The 26,160-nt window shown below is 54.6% G+C and carries 23 protein-coding genes, 2 pseudogenes and 1 riboswitch; of the genes and pseudogenes, 3 read left to right on the forward strand and 22 right to left on the reverse strand.

The window, feature by feature from the left end; genetic code table 11:
- Nucleotides 1-158: 158 nt before the first annotated feature.
- From lysS to NM10_RS10230, 11 genes are all read right to left on the reverse strand, one after another.
- Nucleotides 159-1,670 (reverse strand): lysine--tRNA ligase, encoded by a 1,512-nt coding sequence (lysS, locus tag NM10_RS10180; RefSeq protein WP_020311495.1) that lies wholly within the window; start codon nucleotides 1,668-1,670, stop codon nucleotides 159-161.
- 17 nt (nucleotides 1,671-1,687) lie between these two features.
- Nucleotides 1,688-2,176, reverse strand: coding sequence for a transcription elongation factor GreA (gene greA / locus NM10_RS10185; protein ID WP_020311496.1), 489 nt, complete (start codon nucleotides 2,174-2,176; stop codon nucleotides 1,688-1,690).
- A gap of 106 nt (nucleotides 2,177-2,282) precedes the next feature.
- Complete coding sequence (gene dusB / locus NM10_RS10190; RefSeq protein WP_020311497.1) at nucleotides 2,283-3,281, reverse strand: tRNA dihydrouridine synthase DusB; 999 nt, start codon at nucleotides 3,279-3,281, stop codon at nucleotides 2,283-2,285.
- Nucleotides 3,265-4,029 carry a type III pantothenate kinase gene (locus tag NM10_RS10195; protein WP_020311498.1) on the reverse strand — a complete coding sequence of 255 codons (765 nt, stop codon included), beginning with the start codon at nucleotides 4,027-4,029 and terminating at the stop codon, nucleotides 3,265-3,267. Before NM10_RS10195 ends, dusB begins: the two co-directional genes overlap by 17 nt.
- Nucleotides 4,030-4,115: 86 nt before the next feature.
- Nucleotides 4,116-5,084: a biotin--[acetyl-CoA-carboxylase] ligase gene (locus tag NM10_RS10200; RefSeq protein WP_020311499.1), complete on the reverse strand. Its 969-nt coding sequence runs from the start codon at nucleotides 5,082-5,084 to the stop codon at nucleotides 4,116-4,118.
- 255 nt (nucleotides 5,085-5,339) lie between these two features.
- Nucleotides 5,340-7,388 (reverse strand): ATP-dependent zinc metalloprotease FtsH, encoded by a 2,049-nt coding sequence (gene ftsH, locus NM10_RS10205; protein WP_036201101.1) that lies wholly within the window; start codon nucleotides 7,386-7,388, stop codon nucleotides 5,340-5,342.
- Between the two features lie 89 nt (nucleotides 7,389-7,477).
- Nucleotides 7,478-8,017 carry a hypoxanthine phosphoribosyltransferase gene (hpt, locus tag NM10_RS10210; RefSeq protein WP_020311501.1) on the reverse strand — a complete coding sequence of 180 codons (540 nt, stop codon included), beginning with the start codon at nucleotides 8,015-8,017 and terminating at the stop codon, nucleotides 7,478-7,480.
- Between the two features lie 26 nt (nucleotides 8,018-8,043).
- On the reverse strand, nucleotides 8,044-9,036 hold the full coding sequence (gene tilS / locus NM10_RS10215; RefSeq protein ID WP_020311502.1) for a tRNA lysidine(34) synthetase TilS: 993 nt from the start codon (nucleotides 9,034-9,036) through the stop codon (nucleotides 8,044-8,046).
- Nucleotides 9,033-9,956, reverse strand: coding sequence for a Ppx/GppA phosphatase family protein (locus NM10_RS10220; RefSeq protein ID WP_020311503.1), 924 nt, complete (start codon nucleotides 9,954-9,956; stop codon nucleotides 9,033-9,035). Before NM10_RS10220 ends, tilS begins: the two co-directional genes overlap by 4 nt.
- A gap of 85 nt (nucleotides 9,957-10,041) precedes the next feature.
- Nucleotides 10,042-10,491 carry a S1 domain-containing RNA-binding protein gene (locus NM10_RS10225; RefSeq protein ID WP_014015111.1) on the reverse strand — a complete coding sequence of 150 codons (450 nt, stop codon included), beginning with the start codon at nucleotides 10,489-10,491 and terminating at the stop codon, nucleotides 10,042-10,044.
- A gap of 108 nt (nucleotides 10,492-10,599) precedes the next feature.
- A complete protein-coding gene (locus tag NM10_RS10230; RefSeq protein WP_020311504.1) occupies nucleotides 10,600-10,947 on the reverse strand; it encodes an FtsB family cell division protein in 348 nt (115 codons plus the stop codon).
- A gap of 164 nt (nucleotides 10,948-11,111) precedes the next feature.
- Between NM10_RS10230 and NM10_RS10235 the strand changes: the two are divergent.
- A pseudogene (locus NM10_RS10235) lies at nucleotides 11,112-12,514 on the forward strand (FAD-binding oxidoreductase).
- Nucleotides 12,515-12,566: 52 nt separating this feature from the next.
- Nucleotides 12,567-12,698, forward strand: a riboswitch (FMN riboswitch).
- A 114-nt stretch (nucleotides 12,699-12,812) separates the two neighbouring features.
- On the forward strand, nucleotides 12,813-14,030 hold the full coding sequence (locus tag NM10_RS10240) for a bifunctional 3,4-dihydroxy-2-butanone-4-phosphate synthase/GTP cyclohydrolase II (protein WP_020311505.1): 1,218 nt from the start codon (nucleotides 12,813-12,815) through the stop codon (nucleotides 14,028-14,030).
- Nucleotides 14,031-14,192: 162 nt separating this feature from the next.
- Here the strand turns inward: NM10_RS10240 and NM10_RS10245 are convergent, their stop codons facing one another.
- Nucleotides 14,193-14,861 (reverse strand): Crp/Fnr family transcriptional regulator, encoded by a 669-nt coding sequence (locus NM10_RS10245; RefSeq protein ID WP_020311506.1) that lies wholly within the window; start codon nucleotides 14,859-14,861, stop codon nucleotides 14,193-14,195.
- 123 nt (nucleotides 14,862-14,984) lie between these two features.
- Between NM10_RS10245 and NM10_RS10250 the strand changes: the two genes are divergently transcribed.
- A complete protein-coding gene (locus NM10_RS10250) occupies nucleotides 14,985-15,674 on the forward strand; it encodes an ATP-binding protein (protein ID WP_020311507.1) in 690 nt (229 codons plus the stop codon).
- Between the two features lie 157 nt (nucleotides 15,675-15,831).
- Here NM10_RS10250 and NM10_RS10255 read toward each other — a convergent pair whose 3' ends face one another.
- The 10 genes and pseudogenes from NM10_RS10255 to argS all read right to left on the reverse strand — a co-directional run.
- Nucleotides 15,832-16,272, reverse strand: a complete 441-nt coding sequence (locus tag NM10_RS10255) for an Lrp/AsnC family transcriptional regulator (RefSeq protein ID WP_014015117.1) — start codon at nucleotides 16,270-16,272, stop codon at nucleotides 15,832-15,834.
- A 129-nt stretch (nucleotides 16,273-16,401) separates the two neighbouring features.
- Nucleotides 16,402-17,349, reverse strand: coding sequence for an FAD:protein FMN transferase (locus tag NM10_RS10260; protein WP_020311508.1), 948 nt, complete (start codon nucleotides 17,347-17,349; stop codon nucleotides 16,402-16,404).
- 117 nt (nucleotides 17,350-17,466) lie between these two features.
- On the reverse strand, nucleotides 17,467-18,324 hold the full coding sequence (gene rnfB, locus NM10_RS10265) for an RnfABCDGE type electron transport complex subunit B (RefSeq protein WP_020311509.1): 858 nt from the start codon (nucleotides 18,322-18,324) through the stop codon (nucleotides 17,467-17,469).
- A gap of 21 nt (nucleotides 18,325-18,345) precedes the next feature.
- Nucleotides 18,346-18,918 (reverse strand): electron transport complex protein RnfA, encoded by a 573-nt coding sequence (locus NM10_RS10270; protein ID WP_020311510.1) that lies wholly within the window; start codon nucleotides 18,916-18,918, stop codon nucleotides 18,346-18,348.
- On the reverse strand, nucleotides 18,918-19,541 hold the full coding sequence (gene rsxE, locus NM10_RS10275) for an electron transport complex subunit RsxE (RefSeq protein ID WP_020311511.1): 624 nt from the start codon (nucleotides 19,539-19,541) through the stop codon (nucleotides 18,918-18,920). The genes NM10_RS10270 and rsxE overlap by 1 nt, the downstream gene beginning before the upstream one ends.
- A 2-nt stretch (nucleotides 19,542-19,543) precedes the next feature.
- A complete protein-coding gene (locus NM10_RS10280) occupies nucleotides 19,544-20,095 on the reverse strand; it encodes an RnfABCDGE type electron transport complex subunit G (protein WP_020311512.1) in 552 nt (183 codons plus the stop codon).
- A gap of 1 nt (nucleotide 20,096) precedes the next feature.
- A complete protein-coding gene (locus NM10_RS10285) occupies nucleotides 20,097-21,128 on the reverse strand; it encodes an RnfABCDGE type electron transport complex subunit D (RefSeq protein WP_036201110.1) in 1,032 nt (343 codons plus the stop codon).
- A 17-nt stretch (nucleotides 21,129-21,145) separates the two neighbouring features.
- Entirely contained in the window at nucleotides 21,146-22,501 is a 1,356-nt protein-coding gene (gene rsxC, locus NM10_RS10290) for an electron transport complex subunit RsxC (protein WP_020311514.1), read from the reverse strand.
- Between the two features lie 577 nt (nucleotides 22,502-23,078).
- Nucleotides 23,079-24,689, reverse strand: coding sequence for a CTP synthase (locus NM10_RS10295; protein ID WP_020311515.1), 1,611 nt, complete (start codon nucleotides 24,687-24,689; stop codon nucleotides 23,079-23,081).
- Nucleotides 24,690-24,755: 66 nt separating this feature from the next.
- A pseudogene (gene argS / locus NM10_RS10300) lies at nucleotides 24,756-26,160 on the reverse strand (arginine--tRNA ligase); the annotation flags it as partial.

A 26,160-nucleotide genomic window follows, 5' to 3' on the forward strand; every position in this document is an offset into this window, starting at 1 on the left:
GACAGCTCCGTTTTACGTTGGTCGCAGGCCGTTCATCGTTTGTCGCAAGGGAGCAAAAATAACAAGCCATCGCGATGAACGATGAACGACGAACGAAAAACTTTTAAGTCAAAGGAATCGTGCATGATGGCAGAAACCTTCATGGAACCGTCCTTATCTTATTTATGCTGTTCCGGGCGGCTCAACGGGAAGAGGAGAACGTCGCGGATAGACGGGCTGTTGGTCAGGAACATGACCAGTCGGTCAATGCCGATGCCCAGGCCGCCTGTCGGAGGCAGGCCATATTCCAGTGCGCGGCAGTAGTCTTCGTCCATCTGATGCGCTTCGTCATCGCCGCGTTCCCGTTCCTTCATCTGTTCGATGAAGCGGTTGCGCTGGTCGATGGGATCATTCAATTCCGAGAAGCCATTGGCCAGTTCGCGGCCATAGATGAAGGCTTCAAAACGATAGGTCAAGAGCGGATTGTCCCGGTCCTGTTTGGTGAGCGGCGAGATTTCCAGGGGATGACCGGTGATGATCGTCGGCTGGATGAGGTTTTCTTCGACGAATTTTTCAAAGAAAGCGTTGATGATCTTGCCGACGCCATCGTACTGGCCGTATTCAACGTCGTGTTCGTCAGCCATCTTGCGGGCCGTTTCGACATCGGTAATGCCTTCAAAGTCAGCACCGCTGAATTTCTTGACGGCTTCGATCATGGTCATGCGGTCCCACGGCGGCGTGAGGTCGATTTCCTTGTCGATATAGGTCAATTTCATCGTGCCATAGAGCATTTCTGCCAGTTTGGAGACCATGTCTTCCGTAATGTTGATGACGTCTTCCAAGTCGCCATAAGCCTGGTACAATTCGACCGTCGTGAATTCCGGGTTATGCCGTGTATCGATGCCTTCGTTGCGGAAGCAGCGGTTCATTTCATAGACCCGTTCCAAGCCGCCGACGAGGAGGCGTTTGAGGTGGAGTTCCGGTGCGATACGCAGGTAGATGTCCATATCGAGGGCGTTGTGATGGGTCTTGAACGGACGGGCTGCAGCGCCGCCGGCGATGGTATGGAGCATCGGCGTTTCGACTTCCAGGAAGTGGCGGTCATCGAGGTATTTGCGGATGCCCTTGATGATCTTCGACCGTTTGATGAATGTGTCTTTGACTTCCGGATTGACGATGAGGTCGAGGTAGCGCTGGCGATACCGCGTTTCCTTATCGGTCAGGCCATGGAATTTTTCCGGCAGCGGACGGAGCGATTTGGACAAGAGGGTCCATTTTTCGACGCGAATCGTCGTTTCGCCCGTATGGGTGACGAAGACTGTCCCTTCGACGCCGACGATATCACCGATATCGAGGAGCTTGAATAAATTGTACGATTCTTCACCGAGTACGTCTTTGCGGAAATAGAGCTGGATTTCGCCGCTCAAGTCGCGGAGGACGCAGAATGCAGTCTTGCCGTGGCGGCGGATGGCCATGAGGCGGCCGGCGACGCTGACGACGGTTTCATTCTTTTCCAGTTCAACGGCGTCATCTTTGACTTCCTGTGCATGATGATCCCAGTTGTATTTCTGACCGAAGGGATAGACGCCGGCGTCGATGAATTCCTGCATCTTTTCGCGGCGGACCTTCATTTGGTCATTCAATTTTTCTTCTTCAATAATGGGCGTTTCTTTTTCTTTCGTGTCCGACATGATATTCCTCCTAGGATTTATTCTGCATCAGGCGGCAAGATGCGGTATTTGATTTCACCTGCCGGTGCTTTGACGGTAACGATAGCCGGATTGGCAGCATCGATGACCTGGCCGAGGATGGCTTTCCCTACAGGAGATTCATTGGAAATGCGGCCGTTGAACGGATCGGCTTCTGCCGTACCGACGACGGTGTAATCGAAGCGGTCCCCCGTTTCGGCATCTTCCAGGATGACTTTGGAACCGAGGCGGACTTTATCCGAGCCATCATCGGTTTCCTTGATGATCTTAGCCGTGCGGATCTTGGCTTCCAATTCGGCAATACGGCCTTCGATGATGCCCTGTTCATTCTTGGCGGCATCGTATTCGGCGTTTTCGCTCAAGTCACCGAGGGCGATAGCTTCTTTGATGCGCTGAGAAATTTCAATGCGGCGGACCGATTTCAGTTCATTCAATTCATCTTTTAATTTCTGTAACCCTTCCTGGGTAATCAGCGTTTCGTTGGTCATGATATTCCTGCTCCTCCTGCGATATAATCACGTTTCAATATCATATCTTTAATTTATACCGTACTCTTAATTATATGCACATCCGTCCCTTGTGTCAATAAAACAGCTATGTCCCTGCCCGGCGCGCCTTGTCCATCATGTCGCGGACGATGGCTCGGAATTCGTCAGCCGAACCGGCCCGGTTGATGCGTTCGCGCAGGGCCGCCGAGCCATAGAGGCCGTGGGTATACCACGAGGCGTGGGAGCGCATCTCCCGGACGCCGATGTATTCACCTTTATAGGCCAGCAGGGCTTCAAAATGGGACAGCATCTGTTCATAACGTTCCATGGCCGTCGGCGGCGGCAGGACTTCGCCCGTCGCCAAATAATGGCGTATCTGCGGGAAAATCCAGGGATTGCCCTGAGCGCCGCGGCCGACCATGACGGCACCGCAGCCGGTCTGTTCCATCAGGGCTGCCGCCGACGGGCCGTCGACGACGTCGCCGTTGCCGATGACCGGGATGGATACGGCATCGACGACGGCCTTGATTTTCTGCCAGTCCGCCTTGCCGCTATAGAACTGTTCCCGCGTCCGTCCGTGGACGGTGACGGCAGCGGCACCAGCCGCTTCAGCCCGTTTGGCCAGTTCCGGCGCCGTAAAAGAGGCGTCATCCCAGCCGGTGCGCATCTTGACCGTGACCGGGATGGACACGGCGCCGACGACGGCACGGATGACTTTCTCTGCCAGGGGCAGGTTCTTCATCAAGGCCGAGCCGTCGCCGTTCTTGACGACTTTCTTGACGGGACAGCCCATATTGATATCGACGATATCGGCACCGGCTTCTTCGACGACGGCCGCTGCCTGGGCCATGACGTCCGGGTCCGAGCCGAAAATCTGCATGGACAGGGGGTGTTCCCCGTCTTCGATGTGCAGCAGTTCTTCTGTATGCTGGTTGCGGTAGCGGATACCCTGGGAACTGACCATTTCCGCGCAGACCAGGGCCGCCCCATAGCGGTGGGCGATGACCCGGTACGGCGCATCACAGACGCCGGCCATAGGGGCCAGGATGACCGGGGCATCGAGCTCGACCTTGCCGATGGCAAAGGGCTTAACGGTTGCGGTCATAAATGATTCTCAACCCTTCCAGGGTCAGCATGGGTTCGACGACGTCGATGGCATCCGTAGCCGGAGCGACGATGACGGCCAGGCCGCCCGTAGCGACGACTTTAGCCTTACAGCCCAGTTCCTTGCGCATACGGGCGACGATGCCGTCGACTTGGCCGACGAAGCCATAGAAGACGCCGGCCTGCATACTTTCGACGGTATTGCGGCAGATGACCTTATCCGTGCGGACGACTTCGATACGCGGCAGTTTCGCCGTGCGCTGGACCAGGGCGTCCGTAGAGATGCCGATGCCCGGGCAGATGGCGCCACCGAGGTACGTCCCTTTCTTGTCGACAGCACAGAAGGTCGTCGCCGTGCCGAAGTCGATGATGATGACCGGGCCGCCGAATTTTTCATACGCTGCGACGGCGTTGACGATGCGGTCGGCACCGACTTCACGGGGATTGTCGTATTTGATGTCCATGCCCGTCTTGACACCCGGTCCGATGACCAGCGGCGTCAGGCCGAAATAGCGCTGGCACATGCGTTCCAGCGTGGGCATGACCGGCGGTACGACCGACGAAATGATGATGGCATCGATTTCATCGGAGTTGACGCCGTTCAAATAAAAGAGGTTGCGAATGAGGACGCCGTATTCATCGGTCGTCCGGAGGCGGTTCGTCGATACGCGCCAGTGGTCCATGAGCTCTTTTCCCTTGAAAATGCCCAGGACAATATTTGTATTCCCTACATCAATGACTAATAGCATAACTTTATCTCCTGCCTACTTTAAGTTGATAATACGCCTATTATAATAACAGAGTTTGCCTGTCTTGAATAGTCTTTACGGCTAAATTAAGCCGGACGGACATGAATATCCCCTGCCATGACGACTTCCACGCCTTCTGGCGTCGCGACGAGGAGATTGCCGTTCTCATCGATATCGACGGCTTTGCCGGAAAAGGTCTTGTCGATGGATGTGACCGTTACGTCCTGGCCCAACATGCAGGACAGGGCCCGCCATTCGGCCAGGACTGGGGCGAAACCGTCACGGCAGACGGTCTGGTACAGCCCTTCGATTTCCTTCAGCAGCGTTTCCAGCAGGGCCAGCCGGCTGACGCGGACGCCTTCGCGGGCAAAACTGGTGACGATGGACTGCAAATCCTTAGGCAGGTCCTCAGCGGTGATACCCGTATTGACCCCGATACCCATGATGATGTAATTGACCTTTTCCGCCGAACCGTTTAGTTCGGTCAGGATGCCCACCATCTTGCGGCCCTTGACCAGGATGTCATTAGGCCACTTGATGCCGCAGTCCGTCAGGCCGTGATGGCGGATGGCCCGGGCCACGGCGACGGCAGCCAGGAGGGTCATCTTGGAGACTTCCATAGGCGGGATGTTAGGCCGCAGGATCAGGGAGAACCAGACGCCCTTGGCAAAAGGCGACAAGAACGAGCGGTTAATGCGTCCCCGGCCTCCGGTCTGTTCTTCGGCGACGACGATGGTCCCTTCCGGGGCGCCTTCATCGGCCAGCTTCTTGGCGACATTATTCGTCGAATCGACGCGTTCCCGGTAGACGATATGACGTCCCACGACTTTCGTCGAAAGCCCTTCTTCGATAGCCTGTTCCGACAGCAGTTCCGGCGCTTCGCGCAGACAATACCCTTTCTTGGTATACGACTCGATGACATAGCCCCGCTGTTTGAGGACGCGGATATGCTTCCATACGGCCGTCCGGGAAATCCCGAGCTGCTCAGAAATCTGCTGGCCCGATACGAATTCGTCCTTGTGCTGTATCAAAAAATCGAGAATGTCTTGTCTCATAGCAATCACCTCTGCCGCTGCCCCTGGCAGCATCCATTCAAAAAAAAGCGCTACTCCCTAGCGCATAACTCACCTATTCTATGTAGAAATTGTAACATAAACGATAACCCTGTCAAGGGGAGGTTAGGGTTAGTGGCTCGTGGAGAGCACCACCAAATCCCAGGCGGGTCGCCCACGCGGCGACCCCTACTACAAACTGCAAACTTAATACTCAAAAAGGCGCTGTCTTCATGCGACAGCGCCTTTTTTCACTCTCTATTTTTCTTCGTCAGCCTTTTTTTCTTCTTCGTCCTTATCGGTCAGGCCTGTGGTCAGGCCGCCTTTGGGGACAGGGTTTCCCCAGGGGCTGATCTGTACTTCTGTCTGTTCGGCTTTGGGAGCTGCCGGTGCAGGTGCTTCTTCCTTGACTGTCGGAGCGGCTTCGGAAACGGCTGCTGTGTCCGGTGTTTCGGCTTCTGCCGTTTCTGCCGGTGTTTCAGCAGCTTCTTTTTTAGCGTCCTGCGGCCCTTCCAAGGTGCCGTATTTGACCAGGTTATCGACTTGCTGATGATTGATCGTTTCGACTTCCATCAGGGCATTGGCCATATTTTTCAGCGTATCCAGTTGTTCCCGCAACATGTGGAGCACGTCGGCATAGGCTTCCGATACGGTGTCGTGCATTTCCTTGTCGATGAGTTCGGCTACGCTTTCGCTGTAGTTGCGTTCGTGACCCAGGCTCTTGCCGAGGAAGACCTGGTCCTGCTGTTCGCCAAAGACCATGGGGCCCAGTTTCGGGCTCATGCCCAGGCGGGTGATCATCTGGCGGGCGATACGGGTGACGCTCTGAAGGTCACCGGAAGCGCCGCTGCTGATTTCGTTGAAAACGATTTCTTCAGCAGCCCGGCCACCGAGGGCGACGCGGATCTGGGCCAGGTAGTACGACTTCGTTTCATACGACCGGTCTTCTTCCGGCAGCATCATGGTATAGCCGCCAGCCCGGCCGCGGGGGATGATGGTGACCTTGTGGACCGGGTCGGCATCAGGCAGGAGATAGGCGATGAGGGCGTGGCCCGATTCGTGGACTGCCGTCAGGCGCTTTTCCTTATCGCTGATGACATGGCTGCGGCGTTCCGGACCGAAGCAGACTTTTTCGCTGGCTTCTTCCAGTTCAGCCATGTTGATGACTTTCTTATTAGCCCGGGCAGCCAGGAGGGCTGCTTCATTGAGCAGGTTGCCCAAGTCGGCACCGGTGAAGCCCGGCGTCTTCTTGGCGATGACGTCGAGGTCGACATCCTTGCCAAGGGGCTTGCCTTTGGCGTGGACGTCGAGGATAGCCCGGCGGCCGCGCAGGTCCGGCCGGTCGACGGTGATCTGCCGGTCGAAACGGCCCGGACGGAGAAGCGCCGGGTCGAGGATATCCGGACGGTTGGTCGCAGCGATGGTGATGATGCCTTCGTTGGAACCGAAGCCATCCATTTCGACCAGGAGCTGGTTCAATGTCTGTTCCCGTTCGTCATGACCGCCGCCAAGGCCAGCACCGCGCTGGCGGCCGACGGCATCGATTTCGTCGATGAAGACGATGCAGGGCGCGTTCTTCTTGGCCTGTGTGAACAAATCACGGACACGGGAGGCACCGACGCCGACGAACATTTCGACGAAGTCGGAACCGCTGATGCTGAAGAAGGGGACACCGGCTTCGCCGGCTACGGCACGAGCCAGGAGGGTCTTGCCGGTCCCCGGAGGGCCGAAGAGGAGCACCCCTTTGGGTATCTTGGCGCCAATGGCATTATACTTGCTGGGGTTGCGCAGGAATTCGACGATTTCCGCCAATTCCTCCTTCGCTTCGTCTTCACCAGCAACGTCTTTAAAGGTAACCTTGATCTTACCTTCCCCGTGCATCTTGGCATGGCTCTTGCCAAAGTTCATGACCCGGCCGCCGCCGCCTTGGGTCTGCTGCATGATGAAGAACCAGATGGCAATGAGGACCAGGATTGGCAGGACTGCTGTCAGCATGTTCATCCACCACGAAGGCTGTTCGGGCGGTTTGGCGATGATGTTGACATCAGCATCGCGCAGTGCCGGCAAGAGTGCCGAATCGGTCGGGGCATAAGAAGTAAAAGAGGTTCCGTCTTTCAGCTGTCCGACGATAGCGTGGTCGGCTGTGATCTGGACGGCATCGACTTTTTTCTGCTGCACCTGACTCATGAAATTCGTGTAAGAAATTTCCGATTTATCTGTCTTACTGCTGGTAAAGGCATCTATGATCGATACGGCGACGATGATGATGAGTAAGTATAAACTTACATTCCGCACAAATTTACTCAAAATATGGCTCCTTTCACTTAGTTTATGATAATGCTTTTTTATTCCAACCAATACAGTCTTATATTACCACACTTCTTCTAAAGTAACAACTACTTGGAATATACTTCTTCTTTCAAAATGCCAATGTACGGCAGGTTGCGGTAGCGGCTGTCGTAGTCGAGGCCATAGCCGACGACGAAGGCATCGGGGATTTCAAAGCCGTTGTAATCGACAGGGACTTCGACCTGGCGGCGGGCCGGCTTGCTGAGGAGGGTTGCCAATTTGACCGAGCGGGCACCCCGTTCCTGGAGCATGGGGACGAGATGGCTCAAGGTGACGCCCGTGTCGATGATGTCTTCGACGATGAGGACATCTTTATCCTTGACGTCGTTATCTAGGTCCTTGCGGATCTTGAGGACACCTGACGACGTCGTCGACGAACCGTAGCTGGAGCAGCTCATGAAATCGAAGTAGACCGGGCCGTCGATGCAGCGGGCCAGGTCGGTGAAAAAGGTGACGGCCCCTTTGAGGATGCCGCACATGAGGATGGTCTTGCCGGCATAATCTTTAGTAATCTGCGCACCCAGTTCGCGGACGCGGGCAGCAATCTGTTCTTCTGTAAATAAAATTTCTTTGATATCCTGATGCATCTTGTTTTCCTCCGTGAAAAAGTGAATTACCCCTGCCGTCCCCTGCGGGGAACGGCAGGACCCAGGCAGAGGGCTGTCCGGGTCGTATAAGCACAGGCCCGGCCGCACTGGAACTGTTTTCCAGCTCCTTTGGCGGCCAGGTCCCGTATCGTTTCAACATAATGAAAAGGCAGGTCCTGACGAGAGCCCGTCGCCTCCTGCCACAAGCGGCGGATGAGGCGCCGCTGCATAGCCAGCGGCTGGGCCAGCAAGCGCTTCTTGTCTAAAGCCGGTACGTCTTCGGGAAGGACGAGCTGCCCATAGAGTGTTTCGGCAGCGTCGTCCAGAAAGGCTTCGTCGGCCCTGACGATATCGGCCAGGCGGTTCAGGTCCGCCGTAATGGCCGGGTTATAAGCCTGCAGCTGCGGCAGCAGGTCCAGGCGTATCCGGTTGCGGCTGTAGCGCCGGCTGTCATTGGTTTCGTCGTGACAGACCGGAAGGTCCCGGGCCGCGGCATAGGCTGCCAGCTCCGCCTTGGTCACCATAAGCAGCGGCCGGATGATGTCGCCCCGCCTGGGCGCCATGCCGCAGAGGCCGTCGAGGCCGCTGCCGCGCAGGAGATGGAGCAATACCGTTTCGGCCTGATCATCGGCGTGATGGGCCACGGCAATGCGTTCGGCCCCGCAGGCCCGGGCCGTTTCCCGCAGGATGCGGTAGCGTTCGCGCCGGCCTACGGCTTCTTCCGACGCCTTTTCCCGCCGGGCCAGGGCCGGCACGTCGACGTACTGCCAGGCAAAACCGCAATGGCGGCGCACGGCTTCGCGCCGTACCAGGCTGACTTCTTCATCGGCCGCCCGGCGGATGCCGTGGTGGACGTAGCAGGCCGTCAAGGTCAGCCTATATAACGGGGCCAGGCGGCTCAGTATATCCAGCAGAGCCAGCGAATCGGGCCCGCCGGAGCAGGCGACGACCAGGGCCCTCCCCGGCTGCCACAGGCCGTGCTGCCTGCCGTAAGCGTCTACGCGGTCGACAAGGTTCACGACTGGCGGTCCCGGGAGTTCCAGGCCGCATCATGGAAGGAATGGCGGAAAAAGACGCCTTCCATGAGATCCCGTTCGCTGACGGTGATGGCCGGGATGTGATAGCGCTGGAGAAAGGACTTGGCAATGAGCAGGCCGGCGACGATGATGTCGCTGCGCTTGGGCTGCAGGCCCGGTACGTGGCGCCGTTCTTCCGGCGTCATGGCCCGGAGGCGTTCGATATGGCCGCACAGGGCATCATAGGAAACGCGATGGCCTTCGACTTTCTCTGCATCGTAGACGGCCAGCTGCAAGTCCATGGCCGCCAGCGTCGTCAGCGTCCCGCCGACGCCGATGAGCAGGTCCGGCTGGACCTGCATGGGCAGCCATTCCTGATAGCAGCGGTTTTCCAGATGGGCGACGGCCTGATGGCTCATAACTTCGCCCCGCGTAAAGCGCACAGCCCCCATGGGGTAGCTGTGGGACCAGCACAGGTCACCGCCGCGGCCGACGGCGACTTCACTGCTGCCGCCGCCGATGTCGATGACGGCTGCCGTCACATCGGGGCTGAGCGAGGCCGTAGCTCCAGTGAAGCTGAGCGACGCTTCTTCCAGGCCCGAAATGGCCCGGCAGTGCCAGCCGAAACGGGCCCGCACTTCTGCCAGGAAGGCCTGGCCGTCGATAGCTTCGCGGACGGCACTGGTGGCGACGGCACAGACCGGTACGCCTGTCAGCTGTTCTTTCCAGCCTTCCATGGCCGCAAAGGACGCTTCCATCCCTGCCGGTGACAAATGGTGTGTTTCATCGATATCTTTCCCCAGCCGCGTCGTCGCCAGTTCTTTCGGCGAAAAGATCCACGTGCCCGGGACTTCCTGCCAGCCCGTCATGAGTCGCAGGGAGTTGGAGCCGATGTCGATGACTGCATACTTCTGATACTCCATATCTGCTCCTTCCTGTAAACGTAAAAAGGCGCTGTCTTTGTGCAACAGCGCCCTTCTTTTTTACCTTCCGCTATTCAATACGCACTCAATCAGCATGGCGCGCACCGCGGCCGCCGCGTTTCGATTCCGTATTGCGCTTCAAATCCATCAGGCGTTCATCGCTTTCCTTCAGGAATTTGCTGAGCCGGTCTTCAAAAGACAGCGAGCCCGACGAACGGCGCGAATCAAAGCCGTTATGCTGGCGGAATTCATGTTTCTGCCGAAAATCGCGTTTCGGACGGAATTCTTTCTTTTCCGGCGCCGGTTGGGTCTGTTTGATAGACAGGGCAATTTTTCCCTTATCGTCTACAGACAACACTTTGACGTTGACCTTGTCTCGAACTTTCAAAAAATCATTTACATCTTTGACATACTCATTAGCGACTTCAGAAATATGTACAAGACCTACCTTCTTATCCGGAAGCTCTACGAATGCGCCAAATTTTGTGATTCCTGTAACGGTACCTTCCATCACACTGCCTACTTCGATTGTCATGCTGTTTTGATTTCCTCCTTGTAATATCAGCATTACTGCTAAACGTATAAAGCCATTATACTCATAAATGCCAAAAAATTCAATCATCAAAATACAAAATATAGGGAATCACGGCTTATAGGGAATTTCATCGGGCTTGGCCAGGCCGAACTGTTCGCGCGCTTCCCGGGCGATTTCATCGGGATCATTCAGCTTGTCACGCCGTTCGCGAAGGCGAAGATTTTCGTCCCGCAAGGTCTGTTCCTGCTGCAGGGTCCGGTTCATGTCGTCATGGATTTCCCACAGCCTGTAGAGGCGGACGCCGATGAGATAGAAGCCGGCGACGATGATGGCCACGAGAATAAGATTATACCAGCTCATCTGCCGGAGCCGGATGAGCAGCCCTGTACGGCGCTTCCGGGGGACCTTGCGGCGCTTCTTTCGGCGCCGAGGCTGGCGATACTGCTTGGTTTCCACCCAATCACCCTTTCTAAGAACAAGAGACTGAAAAAGTCTTACCCTATAGTATACCGTGCTTTGCTGGCAAGATAAAGTTTTTTTGTAAAATTCCTTTTAAAATGGGCGGCAGTTATATATAATAGAGGCACGACATTTTGTATCTTATCCGAGGGGGAACACGTATGCACTATGAAAAAATAACGACAGAAATCCTGGAAAAATTAAAGGCCATCGTCGGCCCGAAAGACGTCGTCACCGACGCCGACGCCATGCAGCCTTATTCCCATGACGAAGTGACCGACCCGGCTTACCATCACATGCCCGAAGCCGTCGTCTTTGCCGAAACAGCCCAGCAGGTCAGCGCCATCATCAAGCTGGCCAATGCCTGCCACTTCCCTGTCGTCCCCCGCGGGGCCGGCACGGGTCTGGCCTGCGGCGCCGTCCCGGAATACGGCGGCATCGTCTTGTCGCTGGAAAAGATGAACAAGATACTGGAAATCAATGAAGACGGCCTCTATGCCGTCGTCGAACCAGGTGTACGCACGTCGGACCTGCAGGAAGCGGCCGAAAAGAAAGGTCTCTTCTACGCCGGCGATCCGTGCAGCGGCGACTCGTGCTTCATCGGCGGCAACATCGCCACCAACGCCGGCGGCAACCGGGCCGTCAAATACGGGACGACGCGCCACCAGGTCTACAGCGTGGAAGTCGTCAACCCGACAGGGCGCATCGTCAACCTCGGCGCGCGCCTGCAGAAACAGTCGACAGGCTATTCCCTGGACCAGCTGGTCATCGGCTCCGAAGGGACCCTGGGCATCATCACCAAGGCGACGCTGAAGCTCCTGCCCAAGCCGAAGTACGCCCTCGACCTGCTGGCCATCTTCGACGACCGCCGCCAGGCCATGGGCGTCGTCACCAAAATCATCAAGGCCGGCATCACGCGACGTGCGTCGAATTCATGGACAACATCACCATCAAGTCCGTCGAAAAATACCTCAATGAAAATCTCCAGGGCAGCGACAACGGCAACTACGTCATCGTCGAAGTCGAAGGGACCAGCGAAGACGACCTGGACGACAAGGCCGTCATCCTCGACGAAGTCTGCACGGAAAACGGCGCGTCGTCAGTCCTCGTCGCTGACCACAATAAGATCTGGCAGGCCCGCAAGGCCTTTGCCGAAGCCGTCCGCGCCGAAAGCCTCATCGTCTGCAAAGAAGACGTCGTCGTCCCTGTCGACCAGGAAGCGGCCCTCCTCGACGAAATCCTGCGCCTGGCCAAGAAATACAACCTGGTCACACGTATCGCCAGCCACGCCGGCGACGGCAACATTCACTTGAACATCCTCAAGAATGAAGATGCCACCTATGAAGACTGGGACCAGCGGGTCAAGGCCAACCAGCAGGAACTGTACAAATTCATTTATGCCCACGGCGGCCGCCTGTCCGGCGAACACGGCATCGGCTACAAGCGCAAGCATTTGATGGAAGAATTCACCGATCCCGGCGAACTGGAAATGATGAAGGCCATCAAGAAAGCCCTCGACCCGAACGACATCCTCAACCCGGGGAAAATCTTCGACGTCGACTAACTTGCAAAAATGAAAGTTACCGTGTATAATACATAACAGAACTGAATAAAACGTATATCTTCAGGGCAGGGTGAAATTCCCGATCGGCGGTATAGTCCGCGAACGCTACGGCGTAGGAGCCATTGGCTCGTGATTTGGTGCGATTCCAAAACCGACAGTATAGTCTGGATGGAAGAAGATGTGGCGTGCTGTTTCTGCAGCGTGCCTTTCCTTGCATGTCAAAGCCCTGTGCCTCATCGCCAGGGCTTTTTGAGTACCACCAACTATGGACAATACAGACTTTAAGGAGGTCTTTATTTTGACTACAGAAAAACGTAAATTCAACACTATCGAAGAAGCATTGGAAGAATTACAGGCCGGCCACGTCATCATCGTCACCGATGACCCGGACCGCGAAAACGAAGGCGACTTCATCTGCGCCGCCCAGTACTGCACGACAGAAAACATGAACTTCATGGCCAGCCACGGCAAGGGCCTGATCTGCATGCCCATGAACATCGAATATGCCCATAAGCTCGGCCTGCCCCAGATGGTCAGCGAAAATACAGATAACCACGAAACGGCCTTCACTGTTTCCATCGACCACGTCGACACGACGACGGGCATCTCGGCTGTCGAACGCGCCCTGACGGCCCGCAAATGCGCTGAAGAATCGGCCCGTCCCGAAGACTTCCGCCGTCCTGGCCACAACTTCCCCCTCGTCGCCAAACGCGGCGGCGTCCTGACCCGCAACGGCCACACGGAAGCCACGGTCGACCTCATGCGCCTGGCCGGACTCAAACAGGTCGGCCTGTGCTGCGAAATCATGGCAGACGACGGCACGATGATGCGCACGCCGGACCTCTGGAAAATCGCCGACGAATACGGCCTGAAATTCATCACCATCCACGATCTCCAGAACTACTGCCGCCGCCATGACAAACACGTCATCCGCGAAGCCGTCGCCAAGATGCCGACGAAATACGGCGATTTCAAGATCTACGGCTACATCAACGACCTGACGGGCGAACATCACGTCGCTCTGGTCAAAGGCGAAATCGGCGACGGCAAGAACCTCTTGTGCCGCGTCCATTCTGAATGCCTTACAGGCGACGTCTTCGGCTCCCGCCGCTGTGACTGCGGTGAACAGCTGGCCGCTGCCCTGACACAGATCAACGCCGAAGGCCGGGGCATTCTCCTCTACATGCGCCAGGAAGGCCGTGGCATCGGCCTCATCAATAAACTCAAAGCCTATGTCCTCCAGGAACAGGGCTACGATACAGTCGAAGCCAACGAAAAACTCGGTTTCGCTCCGGACCTTCGCGAATACTGGATCGGTGCCCAGATTCTCCAGGACATGGGCGCTAAAGAAATCCGCCTGCTCACGAACAACCCGGAAAAAGTCTACGGCCTCGAAGGCTTCGGCGTCGAAATCGTAGAACGCGTCCCCATCGAAATGAAACCCCAGAAATTCGACGAATTCTACTTGGAAACGAAAAAGAATAAAATGGGCCACATCCTCCCCCATCTGCATTAAAAGCGAGTAAAAAAGGCGCTGTCGCATGAAGACAGCGCCTTTTTTAGCAGTGGCTCGTGGCTCGTGGTTTGTAAGAGCCGTCCTGAAAGCCTTTCTGGCCCACCAGGTACCGATAGGGTAGCTGCCAGAATGGACAGCTTAGCTGGCGGCCCGCCGATTTCCTTAATGTTCCTGCCGCAAGGTGAATTTGTCCTTGTGGTAATCGATGAGGCCTTCTTTTTTCATCTTGCTCAGTTCGGCCGATAAGGCGCTGCGGTCGACGGAGAGGAAGTCGGCCATCTGCTGGCGGTTGAAAGGCAGGACGAAGGTGGCCTTCCCTTTTTTCCGGGCCATGTCGGACAGGTAGAGCATGATTTTCTGGCGCGTCGAGCGCTGGGTCAGGTAGCGTATCTTTTCCGTAAGGAGGCGGTTCTTTTCGGCCATCAGAGCCAGGAGATTGCCTGTAAAACGAGCCTGGTCCGGCGTCAGGACCTGACCGGCATGGAGGATGTTGCCGACATAGACCTGCATGATGACCGCATCCGAGGCGGCGACGACGTCGACCGTCGCCGGCGCGTCAGGCAGACAGGCAAAGGCTTCGCCGAAAAAGAAGCCTGCCGGGATCTGGGACAGGATATTGCGGTTCCCCCAGTAATCTTCCTGGATGATGTGGACCGCCCCTTCCAGGACCAGTCCGATATAGGGGACGGCATCGCCGGAATAAAAGAGGAATTCCCCTTTCTCATATTTTTTCTTGCGTACCTTCAAGCGCTGCAAGAGCGGCAGGACATCGGCTTCGGCGACGCCGTGGAAGAGCGGCGACGTTTCAATGAGGGAAAGATATTGTTCCATGGAAAGACCTCCAAAAAAAAGATGATAGTTGGAAAAACAACAGCTTATTTTTGCTCCATCGACTATACTTAGACCATAAAGGTCCCAAACCAGTTTGATGCATATACCACGATGGAGGAAATTATGATACGTAAAATTATACAGATTGATTCGAAAAAATGCAATGGCTGCGGCGCCTGCGCCACGGCCTGTCACGAAGGGGCTATCGCCATGGTCGACGGCAAGGCCCGCCTCATGCGCGATGACTACTGCGACGGCCTGGGCGACTGCCTGCCCCATTGCCCGACGGATGCCATCACCTTTGTCGAACGCGAAGCCGCTGCCTATGATGAAGAAGCCGTGAAACAGCACATGGCCGCCCAGGGACGGACCTACACCGGCCGCTGTCCCGGCAGCCAGGCCCGCAGCCTCGGCGAAACGCAGAAAAGGGCTGACGACGTTCCTGCCGGGCCGTCCATCTCCCGCCTGAGCCAGTGGCCGGTCCAGCTCAAGCTCGTACCACCCCATACGCCTTATTTCAACGGTGCCAGCCTGCTCATCGCGGCCGACTGTACGGCTTATGCCTACGCCCGCTTCCACGAAGATTTCATCAAGGGCCGCATCACCCTCATCGGCTGCCCTAAACTCGACGACATCGACTATGCCGAAAAATTGACAGAAATCCTCCGTCAGAACGACATCCACGACGTCACCCTGGTCCGCATGGAAGTCCCGTGCTGCGGCGGTCTGGAAATGGCTGCCAAAAGAGCCCTCGCACAGAGCGGCAAAGATATCCCCTTCGAGGTACGCATCATCAGCCTCGACGGAAGATAATAAAAGGATAGTAAAAAGGCTTGCCGCGTAGCGGCAAGCCTTTTTATCGTAGGGGCCGTCCCAAAGGGCGGCCCGTTCTGGTTAGTTGTTAGCGGTTCGTCAATGTCTGCGTGACGCCCTTGGGGCATCCCCTACGAACTACGAGGCACGACGCTCTTTACACATTCCATTCTTCCTTCAGTGTCGACAGGCACATGAAGGTCTGGGACGAGGCGACCGTCGGGATTTCGTTCAATACCTGCATGAGGAAGTGTTCCAGGTCATCCGGTGTCTTGACCAGCACTTTGAGCAAGTAGTCAAAGGCGCCGACGACGTGGTGACATTCCAGGACTTCCGGGTACTGGACGATTTTCGAGCGGAATTCTTCGACATCGCCAGAGCGTTCGAGATTGACCATGATGAAAGCCGTCACGTTGTAACCGGTCTTGCGGCGGCTGATTTTGGCACCGTAGCCTTCGATGATGCCGTTGTGTTCCATCTTGCGGATGCGTTCGGCAACAGCCGGAATGGACAGGCCGACGACCTTGCTGATTTCCGTAGCCGAAGCTTTGCCATTGTGTTTGAGTATCGTTAAAATTTTGTCATCGATATGATCCATATGTAGATACTACCCTCCATAATTTCTAAAATTTACATATCTATTATCTTACAAACGAATGAAAAAGTAAATAGACTTAAAGATATTAATTTTTTTTCTGTTATACTTTTTGCTTCTATGGAGACTGGTTTATTCCGAATCGGAAAGATGGAAATCACTATTCAAGTCAGAGAAATTATCGGCAAAGCCCTGGGTCATGTAGACGGCATTGTCGCTGCCTGTGATTTCACAGTTGACGCCTTCCATGCTGCTTGCCAGTTCCATCCCCTTCTGCGGTCCCAGGACGAAGACGATAGTCGTCATCATGTCGCTGAGCATGCCTGCATGAGGTACGGAACCGTCGATGACGACAGAGTCGCTCATGACGCCGGACCGGGCGGGATAGCCCGTGCGGGGGTCGAAGATATGGTGGTAGCGGACGCCATCCTGGATGAAATAGCGTTCATAGTCGCCTGATGTGGACAGGGCCTGGTTCTCGATGGATACGATGCCCAGGAAGCTCTTGTCGTCGTCAGAGCGGGGATGTTTGATACCAATGCGCCAGGGCTTGCCCTTGGTCGTCTTGCCGACGGCATACATCGAGCTGGCGCCGAGGTTGATGAGGCCGCTTTCGATGTGGTGTTTTTCATAAATCTTGCGGATTTCATCGACAGCATAGCCTTTGGCCACGCCGCCCAGGTCGATGGCCATGCCCGGTTTAGCCAGCATGACGCTGTGGTCTTCCGGCCGCAGGAGGATGTCCTTATAGTTGACCTTCATCAGGGCCTGGGAAATCTCATCGGCTGACGGCACGTGCTGGTCGTCGTTGCCGATGCGCCATAAATTGGTCATGACGCCAACGGTAATGTCCCATTCGCCCTGGCTCTTGGCCGAATAATCCTTGGCGTATTCAATCATTTCATAAATGGCCGGGTCGACCTGGACGTATGCTTTGCCGGCAGCGGCATTGATACGGCTTACGTCGCTGTCTTCATTCTGTCCTGCCAGTTTGTCCAGCTGATTCAGGCGTTCAAAGCCTTCATCGACTGCTTCTTTGGCTTCTTTCCCGGACGCCCGCAGGGAGACCGTCGTATCCATGGCGACACCGCTCCTATCAAAAGAAGACTCCGGATGCAGACTGCATCCGGAGCAACTAAGGATGATGAGGAACGCCATGGTGAGAAGAACCCATACATACCGTTTCTTATCCATGTATTAACCTACGTTTTCTTCTTTCTTGAAAGAGCCTTTGATCATTTCGTTGATGGCACCAGTCGGGCACTTGGTCAGGCAGGTAGCATTGTCACAGGTATGGCAGATGTCCTGGTTGACGACGGCCAGATGGTCGATGATCTTGATAGCCCCTTCTTCCTGATGCGAGCAGTTACGCATGCAGGAACCGCAGCCGAGGCACAGGGCCTTGCAGTTCTTCATAGCCGGAGCGCCGAAATCTTTGGAGCTGCAGCTGATGCTGACTTTGGCACTGATCGGCAGGAGTTCGATGACGTGGTTCGGGCAGACAGAAGCGCATTTACCGCAGCCTGTGCAGAGCGTCTTGTTGACGACAGGCAGGCCATTTTCGCCCATGCTCATAGCACCGAACGGGCAGGCACGCGTGCAGTTGCCGAAGCCGAGACAGCCGAATTTACAGAATTTCGGGCCCTGCTGGACGATCTTAGCAGCCGCGCAGTCATGAACACCTTTGTATTCATAAGCCAGTTTGGCAATGCCATTGCCGCCGCGGCATTTGATGTGAGCGTATTTCGGTTCCGTAGCTTCAGCGACTTTGCCTGTCAACTTAGCGACGACAGCAGCGACTTCAGCTTTACCAGGAACACAGAGGTTAGGCGGAACGTTCGGGTCGAGGACGACGGCTTCCGCATATTTTGCACAGCCGGCGAAACCGCAGGCACCGCACTGGCCCTGAGGAAGTGCTTCTTTTACTTCGCCGATGAGCGGATTTTCTTCCATGGCAAATTTCTTATCAGCACTTGCAAGGATAAAGCCGAAGACGATACCGATGCAAACCATGACGCCGACAGCATACATAGCTATCGTTGTATAATCGTACATAATCTAATTCACTCCTTTGCCTTAAATCATACCGGAGAAGCCGAGGAAGGCCAGGGACATCATACCGGCGACGATGAAAGCGATTGGTGTGCCTTTCAGAGCGTGGGGAACAGCGGCATAGTCCAATTTTTCACGGCAGCTTGCCATGAGGATCAGAGCTACGGCGAAGCCGAGGCCTGCGCCAACAGCGAAGACGATGTTTTCCAAGAAGTTATAACCGCTGGTGACACTGATGACCGGGACGGACAGGACGATACAGTTCGTAGCGATCAGCATGAGGTAAATGCCCCACATGTTATACAAGGTCGGCGATTCTTTCTTGATGACGATTTCCAGTAACTGTACGAAACTTGCGATCAAGATAACGAAGGAAATCGTGCGCAGGAATTCCAAATGAAGCGGTACCAGGACTAAGTTGTACAGGCACCATGCCAGGATAGTACTCATAGTGATGACGGCAGTGACGGCGAAGCCCATGCCGACAGAGGCGTTCAGGTTCTTGGAAACGCCGAAGAAGATACACAAACCGAGGAACTTGGTCAATACGAAGTTGTTAATCAAGACAGCCCCGATGAACAGCGTAAAGTATTCCATTATCCTTCACTCCCTTTCAGTTGTCTCTGTCTTTCAACATGTTCATTCCAGATTTTGAAACCAGCCATGATGAAACCGATGAGCATGAAGGCTCCAGGCGGCAAGGCCATGATCAGAGCCGGCTGATAGGACGGACCGAAGACAGGGATACCAAAGAAGGTACCGTTGCCGAGGATTTCACGGACGAAGGAAATGAGGAACATAGCAATGGTGAAGCCAATGCCCATGCCCATGCCGTCGAGGAAGGAAACGACGACGCCGTTTTTCGATGCAACCGATTCAGCACGAGCCAGGATGATAGCAAATACGACGACCAGGTCGAGGTATACGCCCAGGGCTTTGTACAGATCCGGAGCAAAAGCCTGTAAGAACAGCTGTACGCACGTTACGATAGTAGCGATACAGGTGATGTAAACAGGGATACGGACTTTTTTGTTGATCAGCTTGTGAATGATGGAAACGACCGTATTGTTAGCCGTGATGACGAACCATACTGTGCAGCCCATGGTCAGGCCATTGACGATGCTTGTCGTAACGGCAAGGCCCGGGCACAGGCTCAAGGCCAGGACGAAGTACGGGTTTTCTTCAATAATGCCTCTAGTAAATACTTTCCAAAGATTCATTATTATTTACCCCCTAACTCTGCTGCTTTCTGAACAGCCTGTTTAACGCCCAAAGTGAAAGCACGGGAAGAAATGGTAGCACCGGTCATAGCCTGGATTTTATCCTTTTCGCTAGCACTCTTGGTGACTTCCAAGTTTTCCAGTTTTTTGCCTTTGAACTGATCTTTAAACGGAGATTTAGCACCTCTGTCGCCGAGGCCCGGAGTTTCGTTGGCTTCGAGGACCGTGTAGTCCATAACCGTGCCATCCATGGAAACAGCCGTCAGCATCTTGATAGCGCCGCCGTAACCTTTCGGAGCCGTCGGAATGATATAAGCCACTTTCTTGCCGCCCTGTTCAGCGACGAAGGTATCTTTTTCGCCAGGGACGGGATCGAATTTTTCAGCCTGCGGAACGAGGGATTTCATGGAATCCTGTTTCATCTGTTCAGCTTTTTCATAGGCAATCTTGCTGGTAGCAGCATAGACGACGCCGATGATACAGCCGGAAACCAGGCAGGTCAGGATAAGGTTCATCGCAACCTTGAAGATTCCGCTTTCGTTTTTGTCTGCCATTTTATTTAGCCCCCTTTTTTACTGCGCCAAAGACGGTCGGTTTGACCAGACGGTCGATGAGCGGAGTCAAGGTATTCATGAGCAAGATGGAGTAGCAAACCCCTTCCGGATAACCGCCGAGAGTACGGATGAGGACCGTAATCAGGCCGCAGCCCAATGCGAAGATCATCTGGCCTTTCAGGGTAATCGGAGCCGTGACCATATCGGTTGCCATGAAGAAGGCGCCGATGATGAGGCCGCCAGCCATCATTTCAAAGATTGCAACGTTGACGCCATAGAAAGCACCCATGAGGACGCCGACGGTAGCGATCATGATGACCGGAACCTGCCAGTTGATGTAGCCTTTGTAGATCAGCCACAGACCACCGAGGATGAGGAGGACTGTCGACGTTTCACCGAGGGAACCGTTGCGGAACCCGAAGAATAAGCTCTGATAAATGCTGCCCCAATCGTTAGTACCGAAGAGATTGAAGAGAGCATCTACGCCGCCGTGTTTGAAGACGTTCAGCGGTGTAGCCCCAGCGACACCGTCGATGACGGTCCCATTGAGCTGGGTCCAGGTCGTCATGGCGATCGGCCAGGAAACCATCAAACCAGCACGGCCGACGTGAGCCGGGTTGAAGATGTTGTAGCCAAGGCCGCCCATGGCCTGTTTACAAACGACGATTGCCAGGAAGGAACCGATGATGCTCATCCACCAGGGAAGGCTCGGCGGGCAGCACATAGCCAGGAGAAGGCCCGTGATGACGGCAGAACCATCTTTGATGGTGACGCGTTTGTGCATCAGTTTTTCCCATAAGAATTCAAATACAACTGCCGAGACAATTGCGACGATGATATTGACGAGAGCATTGACACCGAAATAGTAGACGCCGAACGCAGCAGCCGGTACAAGGGCGGCGACGACATTCCACATGATCTTAGGAATGGTTTCGTTACAGCGAACATGCGGTGAAGATGCTACGGTAAGTTTAAATTCCTGCATGTCTTTAGCATCCTTTCCATTTGTTTGTCCTTTAGCTTCTGGACTCATGATATCCCTTCTTCCAATTAGTTCTTGGCTTTCTGTGCTTCAGCTTTAGCCTGCGCTACGCGCTGGATAGCTTTGCACTGGCCTTTCGCATTGCGGATATACTGGACAATGTTACGTTTTGCCGGGCAGGTATAGACACAGCTGCCACATTCAACACAGTTCATGACGCCGTATTCCATGCATTTATCCCATGCCTGACAGGACGAGAAGATGCTGAGCTGGCTCGGAATGAGGCCCATGGGACATGCTTCTACGCAACGGCCGCAGCGGATGCACGGAGATTCTTCGCCGACCTGGCATTTTTCCGGAGAGAGAGCCAGAATACCGGAAGCCCCTTTGGTGATCGGCACATCGAGCTGATACTGGGCCAGACCCATCATCGGGCCGCCGGCGATCAGGCGATCCGGCTGTTTGGAGAAGCCGCCGCAGTAGTCGATGGCTTCCTGGAAAGTCGTACCGATACGGAGACGGAGGTTCTTCGGTTCTTTGATGCAGTCACCGGTAACGGTCGTAAGGCGTTCGATGAAGGGGATGCCCTGGCAGACAGCATCGGTGATGGCAATGACCGTACCGACGTTGCTGACGACGCAGCCGACGTTCATAGGAAGTCCGCCCGGTTCGACCTGACGACCTGTGCAGGCTTCGATCATCATCTTTTCAGCACCCTGGGGGTACTTCGTCTTACAAGCGAGAACCGTAACTTCAGGAATATCTTTGAAAGCTTCGGTCAGGTTCTGGATGGCTTCCGGTTTGTTGTCTTCAATGCCGATGAAAGCCTTCTTGACGCCGAGGACTTTCATGCAGATCTGGACGCCCGTGACGAGTTTGTCCGTCGTTTCCTTTTCGACCATGGCACGATAGTCACAAGTCAGATACGGTTCACATTCGGCACCGTTGACGATGAACGTATCGACCGGTTTGTTCGGAGCCAATTTGACATGAGCCGGGAAAGTAGCACCGCCGCAGCCGACGACGCCGGCTTTCTTGATGAGTTCCAGGATTTCCTTGCTGTCGAGCTGTTTCCAGTCGTGAGCCTGGGGAATCCCTTCTGCCCATTCATCTTTGCCATCTGCTTCGATGACGACAGCCATGCATTTGACCATCATGTTGTGCGGCATAGGCGCAACTTTGATGACTTTGCCGGACGTAGATGCATGGATGTCGGCATGCAAGAATGCGTCACTCGTCCCGATAAGCTGGCCTTTCTTGACCAGGTCACCGACTTTGACGGTCGGCGTACAAGGCGCACCAAAGTGCTGGCTCATGGGAATGACGACTTGAGCCGGTACTGCCGGGGTTTCTATGGCTTTGTCTTTTGCATAGATCTTGCCATCGTCAGGATGGACCCCACCTCTTTTAAAGGTATTCAACATCAAAAATCACCTCATTATTATATAATGAAAAATAATAAAAACATGAATCATGCTTTCAATCGCTTACATTATATCATTATGTAGCATATTATTCAATGTGAAAATCAGAGCAAAGTTACACATTTAACTTATTTTTATGACCTGCCGGGCGCAGGAAAAAGAAGTCAAAAATTGTCCGGATACAAAGAGATAACGTAGTTACATTTCCGTATACGTCACCTGTTTTGTATAGTATAAAGGCCGTTCTTACCCTATTTTATAAGGATGCATAATAACAAAAAATAGTTTATTTTTCATGTCGCCGTAACTAACTTTTATCGTATTTTGACGGCTCTAGAACAACTTGCCATACGTTCAATAAATCACATATATATGCATCCTATATGTGTCTGCCGCATAGACGCGAAAAAGGCGCTGTCTTATGACAGCGCCTTTGGGAGTATTAAGTTTGCAGTTTGTAGTTTTTAGTGAAGTTTTTTAAATTTAAAGCCATCTTCTACAAACTCCGTACTACAAACTATAAATTAAAAGGGGCCTGGCATGATGGCAGAACCCTTCATGCGGCGGCCCCCACTAATTATTCCCCTTTTAATTCTAAAGCCGTTTTGATCAGGCCTTTGAATAACGGATGGGCTTTGGTCGGGCGGGATTTGAATTCCGGATGGAACTGGCAGCCTACAAACCAGGGGTGATCCTTGAGTTCGACGATTTCTACCAGGCGGTCGTCCGGCGATGTGCCCGAGAGGACGAGGCCGGCGTTGACCATTTCCGTGCGGTATTTATTGTTGAATTCCCAGCGATGGCGATGGCGTTCGTAAATGAGGTTGGTGCCATAGACTTCATGGGCCTTCGTACCTTCGGTCAGCTTGCAGGGATAGAGACCGAGGCGCATGGTGCCGCCTTTATCGGAGATGTCGACCTGGTCGGGCATGAGGTCGATGACCGGGAATTTGGCATCTTCATGGAATTCCGACGACGTAGCGCCTTCGAGGCCGACGACGTGGCGGGCGAATTCCATGACAGCGCACTGCATACCCAGGCAGAGGCCGAGGTAAGGCACGTTGTTTTCACGGGCATACTGGACGGCACGGATCTTGCCTTCGACGCCGCGGTTGCCGAAGCCGCCGGGAACGACAATGCCGTCGATGCCTTTGAAGACTTCTTCCATCGAGAGGTTCGGGTCTTCCAGAGTTTCCGAATCGATCCAGTGGATATTGACTTTCGTCTTATAGGCGATGCCAGCATGGTTCAGAGCTTCAGCGACGCTGAGGTAGGCGTCGTGGAGGGCGACGTATTTACCGACCAAGGCGATTTCCAGGGTCTTTTCCGTATTGTAAATGGCATGGACCATTTTCTTCCAGTCTTCCATATCGCAGGGACGATTGGGCAGGTCGAGTTTTTCCAGGACGATGCGGTCCATCCCTTCTTCCGACAAGAGGAGGGGTACTTCATAGATGCTGTTCAAGGTCTTGTTTTCGATGACGGCATCTTTGTCGATGTCGCAGAACAGGGCCAGCTTTTCTTTCATTTCATCCGACAAGGGGCGTTCCGTCCGGCAGACGATGATGTCCGGCTGGATGCCGATGCTGCGCAGTTCCTTGACGCTGTGCTGGGTCGGTTTGGTCTTCAGTTCGCCAGCAGCGCCGATATACGGTACGAGTGTGACGTGGATGTACAAGACATCATTGCGGCCGACTTCCTTCTTGATCTGGCGGATAGCTTCCAGGAACGGCAGGCTTTCGATGTCGCCGACAGTACCGCCGATTTCGGTGATGACGATGTCCGCATTGTCATCGTCGCCGACGCGGTAGACGCGGTTCTTGATTTCATTGGTGATGTGCGGGATGACCTGGACAGTATGGCCCAAATAGTCACCGCGCCGTTCTTTCTGCAGGACCGACCAGTAGATCTTGCCGGTCGTGACGTTGGAGTTCTTGCCGAGGTTAATGTCGATGAAGCGTTCATAGTGACCGAGGTCGAGGTCCGTTTCCGTGCCATCGTCGGTGACGAAGACTTCGCCGTGCTGGTACGGGCTCATCGTGCCCGGGTCGATATTGATATAGGGGTCAAACTTCTGGATCGTGACCTTGTAGCCGCGGTTCTTCAGCAAACGGCCCAGCGATGCTGCTGTAATGCCTTTCCCTAACGAAGAAACGACGCCGCCTGTGACAAAGATGTATTTAGCCATATTTCCTCCCTGTTGAGCTTCTGCTCATCGAATCAAAAATCAATCAATAACTTTTATTTTATTATATTACATTTTTTCAGGAGCAGAAACCCCTAAAATAGCCAAACTGTTGGCGATAGTGATGCGGACTGCCGTGACCAGGGCCAGACGGGCTCTTTCCAGATTCTTGTCTTCCTGGATGATGCGGCAGTGGTTGTAGAACGTATGGAACATACCGGCCAGTTCGTGGACGAAGTGGGCAATGCGGTGCGGTGCCCGTTCGCGGGCGGCACGCTGGACTTCTTCCGGGAAGGCGGCCATCTTCTTGATGAGTTCCAGTTCGTATTCGTTGGTCAGCGTATCCCATTTGACGTCGGACCAGTCCGTGCTGAGGTCGGCGCCGGCTTCCTTGGCCTGACGGTAAATGCTGTAGATACGGGCATGAGCGTACTGGATATAATAGACCGGGTTTTCGTTGCTGTGCGATTTTGCCAGGTCCAGGTCGAAATCGAGCTGCGTATCCAGGGAACGCATGATGAAGAAGTAACGGGCTGCATCGGTACCAACTTCTTCGATGAGTTCGTTCAGCGTAATGGCCTGGCCCGTGCGCTTGCTCATCTTGACCGGTTTGCCGTCGCGGAAGAGGCTGACCATCTGCAAGAGGAGCACTTCCAGCTGATTGACGTCATAGCCGAGGGCCGCCATGGCCGCTTTGACACGGGCTACATAGCGTGGTGGTCGGCGCCCCAGATATTGATCATCTTCTTGAAGCCCCGGTCGTATTTATTCTTATGATAAGCGATATCGGCAGCCAGATAAGTCGGCACGCCGTTGTCGCGGATGACGACGCGGTCTTTGTCGTCGCCGTAATCCGTCGATTTCAGCCACAGGGCGCCGTCCTTTTCATAAATCTTACCCCGTTCTTCCAGGACCTTGCAGGCTGCCTGGATGGCATCGGGATGGAGGGTCCGTTCGCTGAACCAGTTGTCATAATGGACGTTGAAATGGGCCAGGTCGCGTTTGAGGGCCTTGAGCTTTTCGGCATAGGCCCGGTCCTTGAAGAGTTCCAGCCGTTCTTCTTCAGGCATGTCCAGGTATTTGTCACCGTCCTGGTCGATGATGGCCTGGGCCGTTTCGATGATGTCGTGGCCGTGATAGCCGTTTTCCGGGATTTCTGCCGGCTTGCCCAACAGTTCCAGGTAGCGGGCATTGACGGAAGCGGCCAGGTTGTTCATCTGGTTGCCGGCGTCGTTGATGTAGTATTCGGCCTGGACGTTATAGCCCGCAGCCCGCAGGAGATTGACCAGGGCACTGCCATAAGCGGCGCCGCGGCCGTGACCGACGTGGAGCGGCCCTGTCGGGTTGGCACTGACGTATTCGACCTGGATCGTGTCTTCTTTGCGCAGCGGTGCATGGCCATAGGCATCGCCGGCAGCCAGGATCTGTTGAGCGTATCGTAAATGACGTCATTCTTCAAGAAGAAGTTGATGCT

Origin of the sequence: Megasphaera sp. NM10, from assembly GCF_000417505.1 — a bacterium.
Lineage (GTDB): Bacteria > Bacillota > Negativicutes > Veillonellales > Megasphaeraceae > Megasphaera > Megasphaera intestinihominis.

Excerpts from the sequence above, each read along its gene's own strand:
- greA (WP_020311496.1), bottom strand. The coding sequence starts at position 2,176 with ATGACCAACGAAACGCTGATTACCCAGGAAGGGTTACAGAAATTAAAA.
- NM10_RS10260 (WP_020311508.1), bottom strand. The coding sequence starts at position 17,349 with ATGGATACGACGGTCTCCCTGCGGGCGTCCGGGAAAGAAGCCAAAGAA.
- rsxC (WP_020311514.1), bottom strand. The coding sequence starts at position 22,501 with ATGTTGAATACCTTTAAAAGAGGTGGGGTCCATCCTGACGATGGCAAG.
- rsxE (WP_020311511.1), bottom strand. The coding sequence starts at position 19,541 with ATGAATCTTTGGAAAGTATTTACTAGAGGCATTATTGAAGAAAACCCG.
- rnfB (WP_020311509.1), bottom strand. The coding sequence starts at position 18,324 with ATGTACGATTATACAACGATAGCTATGTATGCTGTCGGCGTCATGGTT.
- NM10_RS10200 (WP_020311499.1), bottom strand. The coding sequence starts at position 5,084 with ATGAGACAAGACATTCTCGATTTTTTGATACAGCACAAGGACGAATTC.
- NM10_RS10250 (WP_020311507.1), top strand. The coding sequence starts at position 14,985 with ATGATACGTAAAATTATACAGATTGATTCGAAAAAATGCAATGGCTGC.
- NM10_RS10225 (WP_014015111.1), bottom strand. The coding sequence starts at position 10,491 with ATGACAATCGAAGTAGGCAGTGTGATGGAAGGTACCGTTACAGGAATC.
- NM10_RS10255 (WP_014015117.1), bottom strand. The coding sequence starts at position 16,272 with ATGGATCATATCGATGACAAAATTTTAACGATACTCAAACACAATGGC.
- NM10_RS10245 (WP_020311506.1), bottom strand. The coding sequence starts at position 14,861 with ATGGAACAATATCTTTCCCTCATTGAAACGTCGCCGCTCTTCCACGGC.
- hpt (WP_020311501.1), bottom strand. The coding sequence starts at position 8,017 with ATGCATCAGGATATCAAAGAAATTTTATTTACAGAAGAACAGATTGCT.
- NM10_RS10195 (WP_020311498.1), bottom strand. The coding sequence starts at position 4,029 with ATGCTATTAGTCATTGATGTAGGGAATACAAATATTGTCCTGGGCATT.
- NM10_RS10270 (WP_020311510.1), bottom strand. The coding sequence starts at position 18,918 with ATGGAATACTTTACGCTGTTCATCGGGGCTGTCTTGATTAACAACTTC.
- NM10_RS10280 (WP_020311512.1), bottom strand. The coding sequence starts at position 20,095 with ATGGCAGACAAAAACGAAAGCGGAATCTTCAAGGTTGCGATGAACCTT.
- NM10_RS10295 (WP_020311515.1), bottom strand. The coding sequence starts at position 24,689 with ATGGCTAAATACATCTTTGTCACAGGCGGCGTCGTTTCTTCGTTAGGG.
- lysS (WP_020311495.1), bottom strand. The coding sequence starts at position 1,670 with ATGTCGGACACGAAAGAAAAAGAAACGCCCATTATTGAAGAAGAAAAA.
- NM10_RS10220 (WP_020311503.1), bottom strand. The coding sequence starts at position 9,956 with ATGGAGTATCAGAAGTATGCAGTCATCGACATCGGCTCCAACTCCCTG.
- NM10_RS10285 (WP_036201110.1), bottom strand. The coding sequence starts at position 21,128 with ATGAGTCCAGAAGCTAAAGGACAAACAAATGGAAAGGATGCTAAAGAC.
- dusB (WP_020311497.1), bottom strand. The coding sequence starts at position 3,281 with ATGACCGCAACCGTTAAGCCCTTTGCCATCGGCAAGGTCGAGCTCGAT.